Genomic DNA, 13,932 nt, shown 5'->3' with positions numbered 1-13,932 from the left:
CCGGGAACGATTCCGCCTACAACACGCCGCCCACATTCGCCATCTACGGGGCGGGGCTGGTGTTCAAGCACCTGTTGGCGCTGGGCGGCATGCGGGCGGTCGAGAAGGCCAACATCGAGAAGGCCGAGCTGCTGTACGGCTTGCTCGATCGCAGCAGTTTCTACCACTGCCCGACCGAGCCGGCCAGCCGCTCGCGCATGAACGTGCCGTTCACGCTGGCCAACCCGGACCTGGACGCCACCTTCCTGGCCGAGGCCAAAAAGGCCGGTCTGGTGCAGCTCAAGGGCCACCGCAGCGTCGGCGGCATGCGCGCCAGCATCTACAACGCCATGCCGCTGGCCGGCGTCAAGGCGCTGGTCGACTTCATGGTCGACTTCGAGCGTCGTTACGGCTGACCCGGACCTCCAGAGGCACCGCCATGTATCGCATCCTGACCCTGAACAACATCTCCAAGGCCGGCCTCGCCCGCCTGCCGGCCGACCGTTACCAGACCGGCAAGGACCTGGCCGACCCGGACGCCATCCTGCTGCGCTCGGCCGACCTGCACCACATGCCGATTCCGGCCTCGGTGCTGGCGGTTGGCCGCGCTGGCGCCGGCGTCAACAACATCCCGGTGGCCGAGCTGTCGCACCGCGGCATTCCGGTGTTCAACACGCCGGGCGCCAACGCCAACGCGGTCAAAGAGCTGGTGATCGCCGGCCTGCTGCTGGCGGCGCGCAACATCTGCCAGGCCTGGGAGTACACGCGCTCGCTCGAGGGCGACGCCGAGACCATCGAGCACGCGGTCGAGGCCGGCAAGAAGCAGTTCGCCGGTTTCGAGCTGCCCGGGCGCACGCTGGGCGTGGTGGGGCTGGGCGCCATCGGTCGTCAGGTGGCCAACGCCGCGCTGGCGCTGGGCATGAAGGTGGTGGGTTACGACCCCGGCATCACCGTGGAGGGCGCCTGGCAGCTGTCGGCGCAGGTCGAGCGCGCCACCAGCGTCGAGGCGGTCTTCACCCGCGCCGACTTCATCACCTTCCACGTGCCGCTGAACGATCACACCCGCGGGCTGGTCAATGCCGACACGCTGCGCCTGGCCCGACCGGGACTCACGGTGCTGAACTTCGCCCGCGCCGGCATCGTCGACACCGAGGCCGTGGCCGCGGCGCTGCAGACCGGCCACGTGCATTACTACGTGAGCGATTTCCCCAAGCCCAGCCTGCTCAAGCACCCGCGCGTCATCGCCCTGCCGCACCTGGGCGCCTCCACCGTCGAGGCGGAGGAGAACTGCGCCGTGATGGTGGCCGATCAGGTGCGCGACTACCTCGAGAACGGCAACATCACCAACGCGGTCAATTTCCCCGCCGTGGTGATGCCGCGCGCCGAGGGCGGGGTGCGGCTCGCCGTCGCCAACGCCAACGTGCCGAACATGGTGGGTCAGATCACCACCGCGCTGGCCAGCGCGGGCCTGAACATCATCGACATGATCAACAAATCGCGCGGCGAGCTCGCCTACACGCTGGTCGACGTGGACCGGCCGGTGCCGGCCGAGGTGCTGGCGAAGATTCGCTCCATCGCCGGCGTGCTGGCGGTGCGCTGCCCCTGATCGGCAGCGCCAGCGGCGGGGGAGGCATGACACTCGACGAGCGCCTTGGCGACATCCGGCGCCGCATCGACGCCATCGACGGCGAGCTGCTGCGCCTGCTGGCCGAGCGGGCGCGCTGCGCGCAGCAGGTGGCCGAGGTCAAGCAGGCGGTCGGCGAGACAACCTTCTACCGGCCCGAGCGCGAGGCGCAGGTGCTGCGGCGGGTGGTGGCCGACAACCCAGGTCCGCTGCCGGCCGACGCGGTGACGCACATTTTTCGCGAGATCATGTCGGCGTGTCTGGCGCTCGAGCGGCCGCTGACGGTGGCGTACCTCGGGCCGCCCGGCACGTTTTCGCAGGACGCCACGCACAAGCATTTCGGCCAGTCGGTCACCAGCCTGCCGCAGGCCACCATCGAGCAGGTGTTCCGCGAGGTGGACGCCGGCGCCGCCGACTACGGCGTGGTGCCGATCGAAAACTCCACCGAAGGCGCGGTCACGCACACGCTGGATATGTTCCTCAGCTCGCCGCTGAAGGTGTGCGGCGAGGTGGAACTTCCGGTGCATCAGCAGCTGCTCAGCCGCGAGGCGGGCCTGGGTGCGATCAGCGTCGTCTACTCGCACGCCCAGTCGCTGGCGCAGTGCCGGCGCTGGCTGGCCGCGCACCTGCCGGGCGTGCGCACCGAGGCGGTCAGCAGCAATGCCGAGGCGGCGCGTCGCGCGGCCGCCGAGGCCGGTGCGGCGGCGATTGCCGGCGAGTCGGCCGGGCGGCTGTACGAGCTGCCGCGCCTGGCCGCCAACATCGAGGATGAACCCGGCAACACCACGCGCTTTCTGGTCATCGGCAAGCAGGACACGAGCCCGTCCGGGCGCGACAAGACCTCGCTGCTGCTGTCCACCGGCAACCGGCCGGGCGCGCTCGCCGCCCTGCTCGAGCCGCTGCGCCGGCACGGCATTTCCATGACGCGCATCGAATCGCGCCCGGCCCGCACCGGGCGCTGGCAGTACGTGTTTTTCGTCGACATCGAAGGCCACGCGCAGGACGCGCCGGTGCAGCAGGCGCTCGCCGAGCTGCGCGAAGTGGCCACGTTGTGCAAGGTGCTGGGCGCCTACCCGCGCGCCACCGGAGATGCCGCATGAGTTTTTCGGTTCGTGATCTGGCCACGCCCGGCGTGCGGGCGCTGCAGCCCTACCAGCCCGGCAAGCCGCTGTCGGAACTCGAGCGCGAGTACGGCATCAGCGGCGCCATCAAGCTGGCGTCGAACGAAAACCCGCTCGGCCCCAGCCCGCTCGGCCTGGCCGCGGCGCGTGAGGCGCTGGCCGAGGTGGAGTTGTACCCGGACAGCCACGGCTTCGCGCTCAAGCAGGCGCTGTCGGCGGCGCTTCGCGTCGGCGCCGATCAGCTCGTGCTCGGCAACGGTTCGAACGAGATCCTGCAACTGGTGGCGCGGGCGTTTCTGAATCCCGGTGACGAGGTGGTGGTGGCGCAGTATGCGTTCGCCATCTTCACCACCGAGGCGGTCAGCGCCGGCGGGCGGGTGGTGACGGTGCCGGCGCGGGACTGGGGCGCCGATCTGCCGGCCATGCGCGCGGCGGTCGGCGAGCGCACGCGGCTGGTCTTCCTCGCCAACCCCAACAACCCGACCGGCACCTGGCACCGCGCCGCCGAGCTGCTGGCGTTTCTGGAATCACTGCCCGAACACGTGGTGGTGGTGCTGGATGAGGCGTACTGCGAGTACGTGAGCGAGCCCGACTACCCGAACGGTCTTGCCTGGCTTTCGCGCTTTCCGAACCTCATCGTCTCGCGCACGTTCTCGAAGATCTATGGACTCGCCGGCCTGCGGTTGGGCTACGGGGTGGCGAGCGTCGAGATGGCCGATCTGCTGAACCGCCTGCGCGAGCCGTTTTCGGTCAACAACCTGGCGCTGGCCGCGGGTGTGGCGGCGTTGGCCGACGAGGAGCACGTGGCGCGCTCGCGCGAGCTCAACGCGCAGGGCCTCACGCAGCTCGCCGACGCCTGCCGGCGGCTCGGGCTCGATTTCATCCCGTCGGTCGGCAACTTCATCGCGGTCGACGTCGGCCGCCCGGCCGGGCCGGTGTACGAGGCGCTGTTGCGCGAGGGCATCATCGTGCGCCCGCTGGCGCCCTACGGCATGCCGCGGCATTTGCGTATCACCATCGGCACGCCGCAGCAGATGCAGCGCCTGCTGGCCGCGCTGCCGAACGCGCTCGCCGCCTGATGGCGAACATCGTCGTCATCGGCCTTGGCCTGATCGGCGGCTCGCTGGCGCGTGACCTGCGCCGCCTCGGGCACCGCGTCACCGCCTGTGGGCGCGATGCGGCCAAGCTGGCGCCGGCGGTCGAGCTCGGCATCGTCGACGCGGTGGCGGACGACTGGGCTGCGGCACTCGCCGCCGCCGAGGTGGTGGTGCTCGGAGTGCCGGTCGGTTCGCTGCGCGAGCTGTATGCGCGCATCCGCCCGTTGCTGCCGGCAACCGCGGTGGTCACGGACGTCGGCAGCACCAAGGGCTCGGTGGTGCGCGACGTTGCCGATGCCTGCGGCGGGCGGTTGCCGGCGCGGTTCGTGCCGGGGCACCCCATCGCCGGCACCGAACACAGCGGCTTTTCCGCCAGCGTCGAGGGCCTGTTCGCCGGTCGCACGGTGGTGTTGACGCCGACCGCCGACACCGATCCCGCCGCCACCGCGCGCGTGGCGGCGCTGTGGCAGCAGGTCGGCGCGCGCGTGCTGCAGCTCACGCCCGATCAGCACGACGCGGCGCTCGCGCTCACCAGTCACCTGCCGCAGATGCTGGCCTACACGCTGATGGGGCAGTTCGCCGAGGCCGACGACGGGCGGCTCGACGCCCTCATCGGTAGCGGTTTTCGCAGCATGACCCGCCTGGCCGGCAGCGATCCGCTGCTATGGCGCGACGTGGCGCTCGCCAACCGCGCGCAGCTCAGTCTGGCCCTGCACCGCTACCTGGAGCGTTTGGGCGAATTGACGGCGGCGGTCGACGCCGGCGACGCGGCCTATCTTGAGGCGCTGTTCGCGTCCGCCCAGGCGGCGCAGCGGCGCCTGCCACCGTGAGGAGATAGCGTTGGATTTCGAGATTGCACCCGGCGGGCGCATCGCCGGTGTCTGCCGTGTGCCGGGCGACAAATCGATCTCGCACCGGGCGGTGATGCTGGCGGCGCTGGCCGATGGCGACAGCCGCTTCGAGGGGTTTCTGGCCGGCGCCGATACCCTGGCGACGGCGGCGGCGTTCCGCGCCATGGGTGTCGCCATCGACGGGCCACAGGCGGGCGTGCTCACGGTGCGCGGCGTCGGTCTGTACGGCCTCACGCCGCCGGCGGGGCCGCTCGACATGGGTAACTCCGGCACCGGCATGCGCCTGCTGGCGGGGCTCATGGCCGGGCAGCGGTTCGGCGTCACGCTGATCGGCGACGAGTCGCTGACGCGCCGGCCGATGCGCCGGGTGATCGCGCCGCTGCGGCAGATGGGCGCCGACATCAGCGCCGCCGAGGGCGACACCCCGCCGCTTGTGCTGCGTCCGGTCGAGTCCCTGCACGGCATCGACTACGTGCTGCCGATGGCCAGCGCGCAGGTCAAATCGTGCCTGCTGCTGGCCGGCCTGTACGCGCAGGGCCGCACCTGCGTCACCGAGCCCGCGCCGACGCGCGATCACACCGAGCGCATGCTGACTGCGTTCGGTCGACCGGTGCGGCGCGACGGCGCGCGGGTGTGCATCGAGGGTGGCGCCATGCCGCTGAAGGCTGCCTCGTTCGCCATTCCGGGCGACATCTCGTCGGCCGCCTTTGCGCTGGTGGCGGCGCTGATCGCCGGCGAGGGCGAGCTGCTGATCGAGAACGTCGGCGTCAACCCGACGCGCACCGGCATTCTCGACATCCTGCGCGCCATGGGCGCCGACATCGAACTGCTCAATCCGCGGCAGGCCGGCGCCGAGCCGGTGGCGGACCTGCGCGTGCGGGCGTCGGCGCTGCGCGGCATCGCGGTGCCACCCGAACTGGTGCCGCTCGCCATCGACGAATTCCCGGCCATCGCCGTGGCGGCCGCCTGCGCCAACGGCGAGACGCTCATCACCGGCGCCGAGGAATTGCGCGTGAAGGAGAGCGACCGCATCGCCGCCATCGCCGCGGGCCTTGCCGCGCTCGGCATCGCCGTCGAGGCGCTGCCGGACGGTCTGCGCATCGAGGGCGGGCGTTTTCGCGGCGGGGTGGTCGACAGCCACGGCGATCACCGCATCGCCATGGCCTTCAGTCTGGCCGCGCTGCGCGCCACAGCGCCGGTGCGGATTCGGGATTGCGCCAACGTCGGCACCTCGTTCCCGGGCTACGTCGAACTCATGCGCGGCCTGGGGCTGGGCATCAGCGCATCATGAGCGCGGTGCCCGTCATCACCATCGACGGCCCGGGCGGCGCCGGCAAGGGCACGGTCAGCCTGTGGCTGGCGCGCACGCTGCGCTGGCATTACCTGGACAGCGGCGCCCTGTACCGGCTGCTTGCCCTGGCCGCCGCCCGCGACGGCATCGATCTGGACGACGGCGCGGCGCTGGCGCAGGCGGTGGCGCACCTCAAGATCGAATTTCGCCTGCACGCCGACACGCTGCAGGTGCTGCTGGACGGCGCCGACGTCACGGCCGCCATTCGCGAGGAGGCCTGCGCGCGCGCCGCTTCCCGCCTGGCCGTACATGCTGGCGTGCGCGCCGCGCTGTTGCCGCTGCAGCGGGCGTTTGCCCGCCCGCCGGGGCTGGTGGCCGAGGGCCGCGACATGGGTACGGTGGTGTTCCCGGACGCGGCGCTGAAGATATTCCTCACCGCCAGCGTCGAACAGCGCGCCCGCCGGCGTTGGCTGCAGTTGAGCGCCGCCGGGGTCGATGCTAGTCTTGACGCCATTTTGGATGATTTGCAGCGGCGTGACGCGCAGGATGCCTCGCGTGCCGCCGCGCCGCTCCGCCCGGCGGACGATGCCGTCGTCATCGACAGCAGCGAGCTCACGGTGGAGCAAGTATGTGCCCGCATCATGGGGCATGTTGAGGAGCGCGGTCTGACGGTCGGCGACCACCCGGCCCCGTGAGGGGCAGGGCGCCGGCGTTTTCCGTTTCGCGGCCAAGGCCCCCGAAGACGGCGCAGTTTTTGAATCGACGCGGATCGCGGAACCCGCCTAGCCTGTCAGTTACAACCTTATGTCCGAATCGTTTGCCGAACTTCTGGAAGAAAGCCTGTCGCGCAAAAAGCTGCAGCCGGGCGCCATCATCAAAGCCACCGTCGTCGACATGGACGACAACTTCGTCACCGTCAACGCCGGGCTCAAGTCCGAGGCTTTGATCCCCATCCAGGAGTTCCGCAACGAGCGCGGTGAGCTCGAGTGCGCCATCGGCGACACCGTGGAGGTGGCGCTGAAAGCCATCGAGGACGGTTACGGCGAGACCCAGCTGTCGCGCGAAGAAGCGCGCCTTAACAAGCAGTGGGCGGTGCTCGAAGACGCGTTCGAGAAGGGCGAGCCGATCACCGGCATCATCACCGACAAGGTCAAGGGCGGCTTCACGGTCATGGTCGGCGACGTGCGGGCGTTCCTGCCGGGCTCGCTGGTCGACATCCGCCCGGTGCGCGACGTCACGCACCTGGAAGGTCGCGAGATCCAGTTCAAGGTCATCAAGCTCGACCGCAAGCGCAATAACGTGGTGGTGTCGCGCCGTGCCGTGCTGGAGGACAGCTATGTCGAGGAACGGCGGGCGCTGATCGAGAGCCTGGAAGAGGGCCAGATCAAGCACGGCGTGGTCAAGAACCTCACCGATTACGGTGCGTTCGTGGACCTGGGCGGCATCGATGGCCTGCTGCACGTGACCGACATGGCCTGGAAGCGCGTGCGCCACCCGAGCGAAGTGGTCAAGGTCGGCGACGAGCTGGACGTCAAGATTCTCAAGTTCGACCGCGAGCGCGTGCGCGTGTCGCTGGGCCTCAAGCAGCTGCAGGAAGACCCGTGGGTCAACATCGCCCGCCGCTACCCGGTCGGCACGCGCCTGTTCGGCACCGTCACCAACGTGACCGACTACGGCTGCTTCGTGGAGATCGAGGACGGCGTCGAGGGTCTGGTACACATGTCCGAGATGGACTGGACCAACCGCAACGTGCAGCCCTCGAAGGTGGTGCAGCCGGGCGACCAGGTCGAGGTGATGATCCTCGACGTGGACAGCGAGCGCCGACGCATCTCGCTCGGCATGAAGCAATGCCGCATGAACCCCTGGGAAGAGTTCGCCGCCCTGCACCGCAAGGGCGACAAGGTCAGCGGGCGCATCAAGTCGATCACCGACTTCGGCGTGTTCGTGGAGCTCGAGGGTGGCATCGACGGTCTGGTGCACCTGACCGACATTTCCTGGGACAAGCCCGGTGAGGAGGCCATTCGCGACCTCAAGAAGGGTGACCTGGTCAACGCCGTGGTGCTGCTGGTCGACCCCGAGCGCGAGCGCATCTCGCTCGGCATGAAGCAGGTCGAAGGCGACGCCTGGTCGGACTACGTGGCCGAGCACCCGCGCGGCACGCGCGTCACCGGCAAGGTGGTGCAGGTGGAGCCGCGGCAGGCGGTGGTCGAGCTGGCGCCGGGCGTCGAGGGCACCATCCGGGCCGCCGACGTGGCGCAGGAACGCGTCAAGGATGCCACCGAGGTGCTGAAGGTCGGCGACGAGGTCGAGGCGATGATCATCGCCATCGACGGCAAGTCGCGCAGCATTCAGCTGTCGGTGCGCGCACAGGAGCTCAAGGACGAGGCCGCCGCGGTGGAGGACTACCGGTCCTCCAACGTGACCGGCACCACCAGCCTGGGCGACCTGCTCAAGGAGCAGCTGGGCGACCGCGGCCGTTGAGTGCACCGGATCGCACCGGTGGCCGCGTGCCGCCGGTGCGACCGGGCGCCGCCGTGGGCTTGACCGGCTGTCGCGGCGGCGCAGCCCGTGAACGGCGTGGCTCGGGTCACGCCGTTTTCGTTTATGGAGGGGCTGATGCGTAGCGTGCGACTGCTGGTGTTGCTGGCGGTGGCGGTGCTGGCGGGGCTGTTCGCCAGCGTCAACACGCAGCCGGTGCGCATGAACTACCTGCTCGGCAGCGCCGAGTGGCCGCTGGCGTATCTACTGCTGGCGGTGGTGGCGTGCGGCGTGCTGCTGGGCTGGCTGGCGGCGCTACCGGCGCGTTGGCGCTCGAGTCGCCAGCTGCGCCGCCTGCGGGCCCGCCAGCGTGAGCTCGAGGCCGAGCTCACGGCGCGCGCCACCGACGTTCAATCACCGCATTCCTGATTCTCTGTCCGTCGAGGCCGATTGTCGTGTCCGCTGCCAAGCCGCCGATTCTGATCGCCGTGGACCGGCCGGATGTGGCCGGGGCGCTGGCCTTGGTCGACCGGCTCGATCCGGCGCTGTGCCGGCTGAAGATCGGTCTCGAGTTGTTCACGGCCGCCGGGCCGGCCGCCGTCGAGGCCTTGCAGGGGCGCGGTTTCGAGGTGTTTCTGGACCTCAAGTTCCACGACATCCCGAACACCGTGGCCGGTGCCTGCCGCAGTGCGGCGGCGCTCGGCGTGTGGATGATCAACGTGCACGCCGGCGGCGGGCCGCGCATGCTGGCGGCGGCGGCCGAGGCGGTGGCGTCGGCCCGGCGGCGACCCATCCTGGTGGGCGTCACGGTGCTGACCAGCATGGACCAGGCCGAGCTCGCCGCGGTCGGCGTGGCGGCGGACCCCGCCGCGCAGGTGCTGCGCCTGGCGCGCTGCTGCGCGGATGCCGGCCTGGACGGCGTGGTCTGCTCGCCGCTCGAAATCGCGCCGCTGCGCGCGGCGCTCGGGCGCGGCTTCACCTTGGTCACGCCGGGCATCCGCGGCCCCGGCGATGCGCAGGGCGACCAGCGGCGCACGCTGGCACCGGCGGCGGCACTCGCCGCCGGCGCCGACTATCTGGTGATCGGCCGGCCGATCACCGCCGCGGCCGATCCGGCGGCGGCCCTGCAGAGCATTCTGGCCAGCCTGCCCGCGCCGGCGCCGTGCTGAGGGCGCTGCTGGCCGAGCACCTGGCGCGCCTGGCCGGCCGGCGCGTGCTGGTGGTGGGTGACGCCATGCTGGACCGCTACTGGTTCGGCGCCGTCGAGCGCATTTCGCCCGAGGCGCCGGTGCCGGTGGTGGCGGTGGGCGGCAGCGAGGAGCGCCTGGGCGGGGCGGCCAACGTGGCGCGCAACGTGGTCGCGCTCGGCGGGCAGGCGCGGCTGCTGGCCGTGGTCGGCGCCGACGAGGCGGCCGATCGCATCGCCGCGCTGCTGGCAGAAACGTCCATCGATGCGCGCCTGGTGCGCGACCCGGCGCTGGCGACCACGCTGAAGCTGCGCGTGCTGGCGCGCAGCCAGCAGTTGATCCGGCTCGATTTCGAGGCCCGCCCGGTGGCGGCGGCGTTGGCCGCGCTCGACGCGGCCTTCGCCGACGCCCTCGACTGGGCGCAGGTGGTGGTGCTGTCGGATTACGGCAAGGGCGCGCTGGCTGCGGTGGCGGGGCTGATCGCGCGGGCGCGCCGGGCCGGCCGGCCGGTGATCGTCGACCCCAAGGGCCACGATTACGACCGCTACGCCGGCGCCACGCTGCTGACCCCCAACCGGGGCGAATTCGCCGCCGTGGCCGGGCCGTGGCAGGGCGAAGACGAGCTGCGCGCCAAGGCGGCCGACTGGCTGCGGCGGTTGCAGGTCGATCGCCTGCTCATCACGCGCAGCGAGCAGGGCATGACGCTGTTCCGCGCCGATGCGCCGGTGTTGCACGACCCGGCGCGGGCGCGCGAGGTGTTCGACGTGTCCGGCGCCGGCGATACGGTGGTGGCGGCGCTGGCGCTGGCCGGCGCGGCCGGGCTGGACGATGCGGCGGCGGTGCACCTGGCAAACCTCGCCGCCGGCATCGTGGTCGGCAAACTCGGCACGGCGACGGCGAGCGTGCAGGAAGTGGCGGCCGAACTGGCCAGGGAAGGGGCGGAATGACGTCGGTGTGCCCGCAGTTACGCGGCGCAGCGCGGGCCGGTACCGAGCCGCAGCGCACTGCACGGTGCCCTGAAGGGCATTTTGCCGAGGCTTTCAAGGAGGTCTGAACGTGTACGTGGTGACCGGCGGCGCCGGCTTCGTCGGCAGTAACCTGGTGCGGGCGCTGAACGCGCGCGGCGTGACCGACATCCTGGTGGTGGACAACCTCGAAACGAACTCGGCGAAGTTCCGCAACCTGGTCGGCTGCCAGATTGCCGACTACCTGGACAAGCGCGAGTTCCTGCGGCGGCTCGAATCCGGCAACCTGCCGCGGCTGACGGCGGTGCTGCACCAGGGTGCCTGCTCGGACACCATGGAGCTCGACGGCCGCTACATGATGGACAACAACTACGCCTACTCGAAGGCGGTGCTGGCGCACTGCCAGGCGGTGCGCGCGCCGCTGCTGTATGCGTCGTCTGCGGCGGTGTACGGGGCGAGCCAGACGTTCGCCGAGCAGCCGGCCAACGAGCGCCCGCTCAACGTCTACGGCTACTCCAAGCTGCTGTTCGACGACTATCTGCGCCGGCGATTGCATGATCTGGCGGCGCCGGTGACGGGCTTTCGTTACTTCAACGTCTACGGCTCCGGCGAGGCGCACAAGGGGCGTATGGCTTCGGTGGCGCGGCAGTTTTTTTTGCAATACCGCGAGCTGGGCCGCGTGCAGCTGTTTCGCGGCAGCGGCGGCTATGCGGATGGCGAGCAGCGGCGCGATTTCGTGGCGGTGCAGGACATCGCGCGCGTGGTGCTGCATTTCCTCGATCACCCGACCAGCGGCGTCTATAACCTCGGCAGCGGCGAGGCGGCCAGCTTCAACCGCGTGGCGCAGGCGGTCATCAACACTTGCCGCGCCGCGGCCGGCGAGCCGGCGCTGGAACTGCCGGCGCTGGTCGCCGCGGGTGCGCTGCGGTACGTCGACTTCCCGCCCGGCCTTGCCGAGCGCTATCAGAGCTACACCCAGGCCGATCTGACCGCCCTGCGCGGCGCCGGCTACACGGGCGCCTTCACGCCGGCAGAGCAGGGCGTCGCCGCCTACGTGCGCGATCTGCTCGCCGGCCGGGAGTAATCATGAACCTCACCTTTCTGGGCGCCGCCGGCACCGTCACCGGATCGAAGTATTTGCTGGAAGTCGAGGGCCGCCGGCTGCTGGTCGACTGCGGCCTGTTCCAGGGCTACAAGCAGCTGCGCCTGCAGAACTGGGCGCCGTTGCCGATCCGCCCGAACACGCTCGATGCGGTGCTGCTCACGCATGCCCACATCGACCACAGCGGCTACCTGCCGCTGCTGGTCAAGCGCGGCTACGGCGGGCGCGTGTGGTGCACGCCCGGCACGGCGGCGCTGTGCGAGATTCTGTTGCCGGACAGCGGGCATCTGCAGGAACAGGACGCCGAGTACGCCAACCGCAAGGGCTTCTCCAAGCATCGCCCGGCGCTGCCGCTGTACGACAAGCAGGACGCCATCGACGCGTTGCCGTCGCTGCAGCGGGCTGGTTTCGACGACTGGTTTACGCCCTGCGACGGCGTGCGGGCGCGCTTTCAACCGGCCGGGCACATCCTTGGCGCGGCCAGCGTGGAAATCGAGGCCGGCGGCCGGCGGCTGCTGTTCAGCGGTGATCTGGGCCGCTATGACGACCCGATCATGGTCGATCCGGCGCCGCCGCCGCCGGTGGATTACCTGGTCGTCGAATCCACTTACGGCGACCGCCTGCACGGCCAGACCGACCCGGCGCAGGAGTTGCAGGACGTGATCACGCGCACCGCTGCGCGCGGCGGCATGGTGCTGATCCCGGCCTTTGCGGTCGGCCGCACGCAGGAGCTGCTGTACTACATCCACCTGCTCAAGCAGCAGGGGCGCATCCCGGACCTGCCGGTGTTCCTGGACAGCCCGATGGCCATCGACGCCAGCGAGATCATGTGCCGGTTTTCGCGCGAGCACCGCCTCAGCGCCGCCCAGGCGCGCGCCGTGTGCGCCACCGCCACCTACGTGCGCGAGCGCGAGGAGTCGATCGCGCTGAACGGGCGTAGCAGCCCCATGATCATCATCTCCGCCAGCGGCATGCTGACCGGCGGACGGGTGCTGCATCACCTAAAGGCGCGCGCCGAGAATCCGCACAACACCATCCTGCTGGTCGGCTACCAGGCCGGCGGCACGCGCGGCGCGGCGCTGCTGGCGGGCGCGCGCGAGGTCAAGGTCCACGGCCGCTATCTGCCGGTCAGGGCCGAAGTGGCGAGCATCGACAGCCTGTCCGCGCACGCCGACTGGCAGGGCGTGCTGCGCTGGCTGGCCGATCTGCCGGCGCCGCGGCAGGTGTTCGTCACCCACGGCGAGCAGGGCGCTGCCGATGCACAGCGCCTGCGCCTGCAGGAACGCCGGGGTTGGCAGGCGAGCGTGCCGCTGCACGGCCAGCGGGTGCGCCTGCGATGACCGACGCGCCGGCCGTCTGGTCGGCAGGGCAGCCGCTGGCCGGCTGGCTGCGCCTGAGCGCGCGCGGGGTGTGGCTGATCCGCGATGCGGCCGTGGAGCACCCGGCGCTGCGCGCGCACCTGAACCGCCATTACTTTCGCGACGCGGCCGGTTGCTACTGCGTGCAAAACGGCGCGCAGGTCGTCTATGTGCGCCTCGACTACGCGCCCTACGCGCTGCACGTCACGGCCGACGGTGCGCTCATCGCCCACACCGATCAGCCGGCCGGCGCGGCGCGGGCGGCGTATCTGGACGAGGCGGGCGCGCTCACGCTGCTGACGGCGCTCGGCGCCGGGCGCGTGGACGAGGCGAGCCTGGCTTACTTCGCCGACCGGGTGTGCGATGCCGCCGGCCGGCCGGCCGACGCGGCCGCGCTGGCCGAGCTCATGGCCGGCGGCGCGGCGCCGGCGTTGTTCCTCGACCTGCCGACCGGCTGTGTGCCGATCGAGCGCTGCCTCGCCGCCCGGTTGCCGGCGCTCTGCGGCTTCGTGCGCGATCCCGGCCGGGCCTATGCGAATGCTTGACAGGCTGTCGAAAAAGGGCGGTCCTGCGCTTTTTCAACTCGCCGCGCCCGGCACCTGTCCGGGCGCGGCTCCCACCAATCAAATACCTGCGTATTTGATTTGCCTGCGAGGCATCCCTCCCTCGCGGGCGCAGGCCGTTTTTCAACGGCCTGTTAAAAATTCCGTCCCTGGGATTTTCAAGCTCGCCGGGGGCTCCCTGCCTCAGACCGCAAGCGCTGAATGAATCAGTGCGTTCCTACGCCGACAACGAGTCCGTCTGAACCATGTTCAAGCCCTACGAGGTCTTCATCGGCCTGCGCTACACGCGCGCCAAGCGCCGCAACCATTTCATTTC

The 13,932-nt window shown here is 70.6% G+C and carries 14 protein-coding genes; all 14 read left to right on the top strand.

Features of this window, described 5'->3' with window-relative positions; translation table 11 throughout:
* On the top strand, positions 1-395 hold a 395-nt coding region (locus PHC73_RS03840), incomplete at its 5' end, for an aminotransferase class V-fold PLP-dependent enzyme (RefSeq protein WP_300124686.1).
* Between the two features lie 23 nt (positions 396-418).
* A complete protein-coding gene (locus tag PHC73_RS03835) occupies positions 419-1,585 on the top strand; it encodes a phosphoglycerate dehydrogenase (protein WP_300124684.1) in 1,167 nt (388 codons plus the stop codon).
* A 26-nt stretch (positions 1,586-1,611) separates the two neighbouring features.
* The gene (gene pheA, locus PHC73_RS03830) at positions 1,612-2,703 is read left to right on the top strand and encodes a prephenate dehydratase (RefSeq protein WP_300124681.1); all 1,092 of its coding nucleotides are present in this window, start codon (positions 1,612-1,614) and stop codon (positions 2,701-2,703) included.
* Entirely contained in the window at positions 2,700-3,803 is a 1,104-nt protein-coding gene (gene hisC / locus PHC73_RS03825) for a histidinol-phosphate transaminase (protein WP_300124679.1), read from the top strand. Before pheA ends, hisC begins: the two co-directional genes overlap by 4 nt.
* The gene (locus PHC73_RS03820; protein WP_300124677.1) at positions 3,803-4,651 is read left to right on the top strand and encodes a prephenate dehydrogenase/arogenate dehydrogenase family protein; all 849 of its coding nucleotides are present in this window, start codon (positions 3,803-3,805) and stop codon (positions 4,649-4,651) included. Before hisC ends, PHC73_RS03820 begins: the two co-directional genes overlap by 1 nt.
* A gap of 10 nt (positions 4,652-4,661) precedes the next feature.
* On the top strand, positions 4,662-5,963 hold the full coding sequence (gene aroA, locus PHC73_RS03815; protein ID WP_300124674.1) for a 3-phosphoshikimate 1-carboxyvinyltransferase: 1,302 nt from the start codon (positions 4,662-4,664) through the stop codon (positions 5,961-5,963).
* Positions 5,960-6,658: a (d)CMP kinase gene (gene cmk, locus PHC73_RS03810; RefSeq protein ID WP_300124671.1), complete on the top strand. Its 699-nt coding sequence runs from the start codon at positions 5,960-5,962 to the stop codon at positions 6,656-6,658. Before aroA ends, cmk begins: the two co-directional genes overlap by 4 nt.
* 109 nt (positions 6,659-6,767) lie before the next feature.
* Positions 6,768-8,444 (top strand): 30S ribosomal protein S1, encoded by a 1,677-nt coding sequence (gene rpsA / locus PHC73_RS03805; protein WP_300124668.1) that lies wholly within the window; start codon positions 6,768-6,770, stop codon positions 8,442-8,444.
* A gap of 135 nt (positions 8,445-8,579) precedes the next feature.
* Complete coding sequence (locus PHC73_RS03800; RefSeq protein ID WP_300124666.1) at positions 8,580-8,870, top strand: LapA family protein; 291 nt, start codon at positions 8,580-8,582, stop codon at positions 8,868-8,870.
* Between the two features lie 26 nt (positions 8,871-8,896).
* The gene (gene pyrF / locus PHC73_RS03795) at positions 8,897-9,610 is read left to right on the top strand and encodes an orotidine-5'-phosphate decarboxylase (protein WP_300124664.1); all 714 of its coding nucleotides are present in this window, start codon (positions 8,897-8,899) and stop codon (positions 9,608-9,610) included.
* Positions 9,604-10,575, top strand: coding sequence for a D-glycero-beta-D-manno-heptose-7-phosphate kinase (gene rfaE1, locus PHC73_RS03790; protein WP_300124662.1), 972 nt, complete (start codon positions 9,604-9,606; stop codon positions 10,573-10,575). The genes pyrF and rfaE1 overlap by 7 nt, the downstream gene beginning before the upstream one ends.
* 109 nt (positions 10,576-10,684) lie before the next feature.
* On the top strand, positions 10,685-11,677 hold the full coding sequence (gene rfaD, locus PHC73_RS03785; RefSeq protein ID WP_300124660.1) for an ADP-glyceromanno-heptose 6-epimerase: 993 nt from the start codon (positions 10,685-10,687) through the stop codon (positions 11,675-11,677).
* A gap of 2 nt (positions 11,678-11,679) precedes the next feature.
* On the top strand, positions 11,680-13,035 hold the full coding sequence (locus PHC73_RS03780) for an MBL fold metallo-hydrolase (protein ID WP_300124658.1): 1,356 nt from the start codon (positions 11,680-11,682) through the stop codon (positions 13,033-13,035).
* The gene (locus tag PHC73_RS03775) at positions 13,032-13,598 is read left to right on the top strand and encodes a DUF2946 family protein (protein ID WP_300124655.1); all 567 of its coding nucleotides are present in this window, start codon (positions 13,032-13,034) and stop codon (positions 13,596-13,598) included. The genes PHC73_RS03780 and PHC73_RS03775 overlap by 4 nt, the downstream gene beginning before the upstream one ends.
* Positions 13,599-13,932 lie beyond the last annotated feature (334 nt).

This window comes from Immundisolibacter sp. (assembly GCF_028696615.1).
Lineage (GTDB): Bacteria > Pseudomonadota > Gammaproteobacteria > Immundisolibacterales > Immundisolibacteraceae > Immundisolibacter.
The sequence above is the reverse complement of the archived record's forward strand: the minus strand, read 5'-3'. Positions and strand labels throughout refer to the sequence as shown.

What these genes read in the sequence shown, in the direction of transcription:
- PHC73_RS03835 (WP_300124684.1), top strand. Translation starts at nt 419, where the DNA reads ATGTATCGCATCCTGACCCTGAACAACATCTCCAAGGCCGGCCTCGCC.
- pheA (WP_300124681.1), top strand. Translation starts at nt 1,612, where the DNA reads ATGACACTCGACGAGCGCCTTGGCGACATCCGGCGCCGCATCGACGCC.
- hisC (WP_300124679.1), top strand. Translation starts at nt 2,700, where the DNA reads ATGAGTTTTTCGGTTCGTGATCTGGCCACGCCCGGCGTGCGGGCGCTG.
- PHC73_RS03820 (WP_300124677.1), top strand. Translation starts at nt 3,803, where the DNA reads ATGGCGAACATCGTCGTCATCGGCCTTGGCCTGATCGGCGGCTCGCTG.
- cmk (WP_300124671.1), top strand. Translation starts at nt 5,960, where the DNA reads ATGAGCGCGGTGCCCGTCATCACCATCGACGGCCCGGGCGGCGCCGGC.
- rpsA (WP_300124668.1), top strand. Translation starts at nt 6,768, where the DNA reads ATGTCCGAATCGTTTGCCGAACTTCTGGAAGAAAGCCTGTCGCGCAAA.
- PHC73_RS03800 (WP_300124666.1), top strand. Translation starts at nt 8,580, where the DNA reads ATGCGTAGCGTGCGACTGCTGGTGTTGCTGGCGGTGGCGGTGCTGGCG.
- PHC73_RS03780 (WP_300124658.1), top strand. Translation starts at nt 11,680, where the DNA reads ATGAACCTCACCTTTCTGGGCGCCGCCGGCACCGTCACCGGATCGAAG.
- PHC73_RS03775 (WP_300124655.1), top strand. Translation starts at nt 13,032, where the DNA reads ATGACCGACGCGCCGGCCGTCTGGTCGGCAGGGCAGCCGCTGGCCGGC.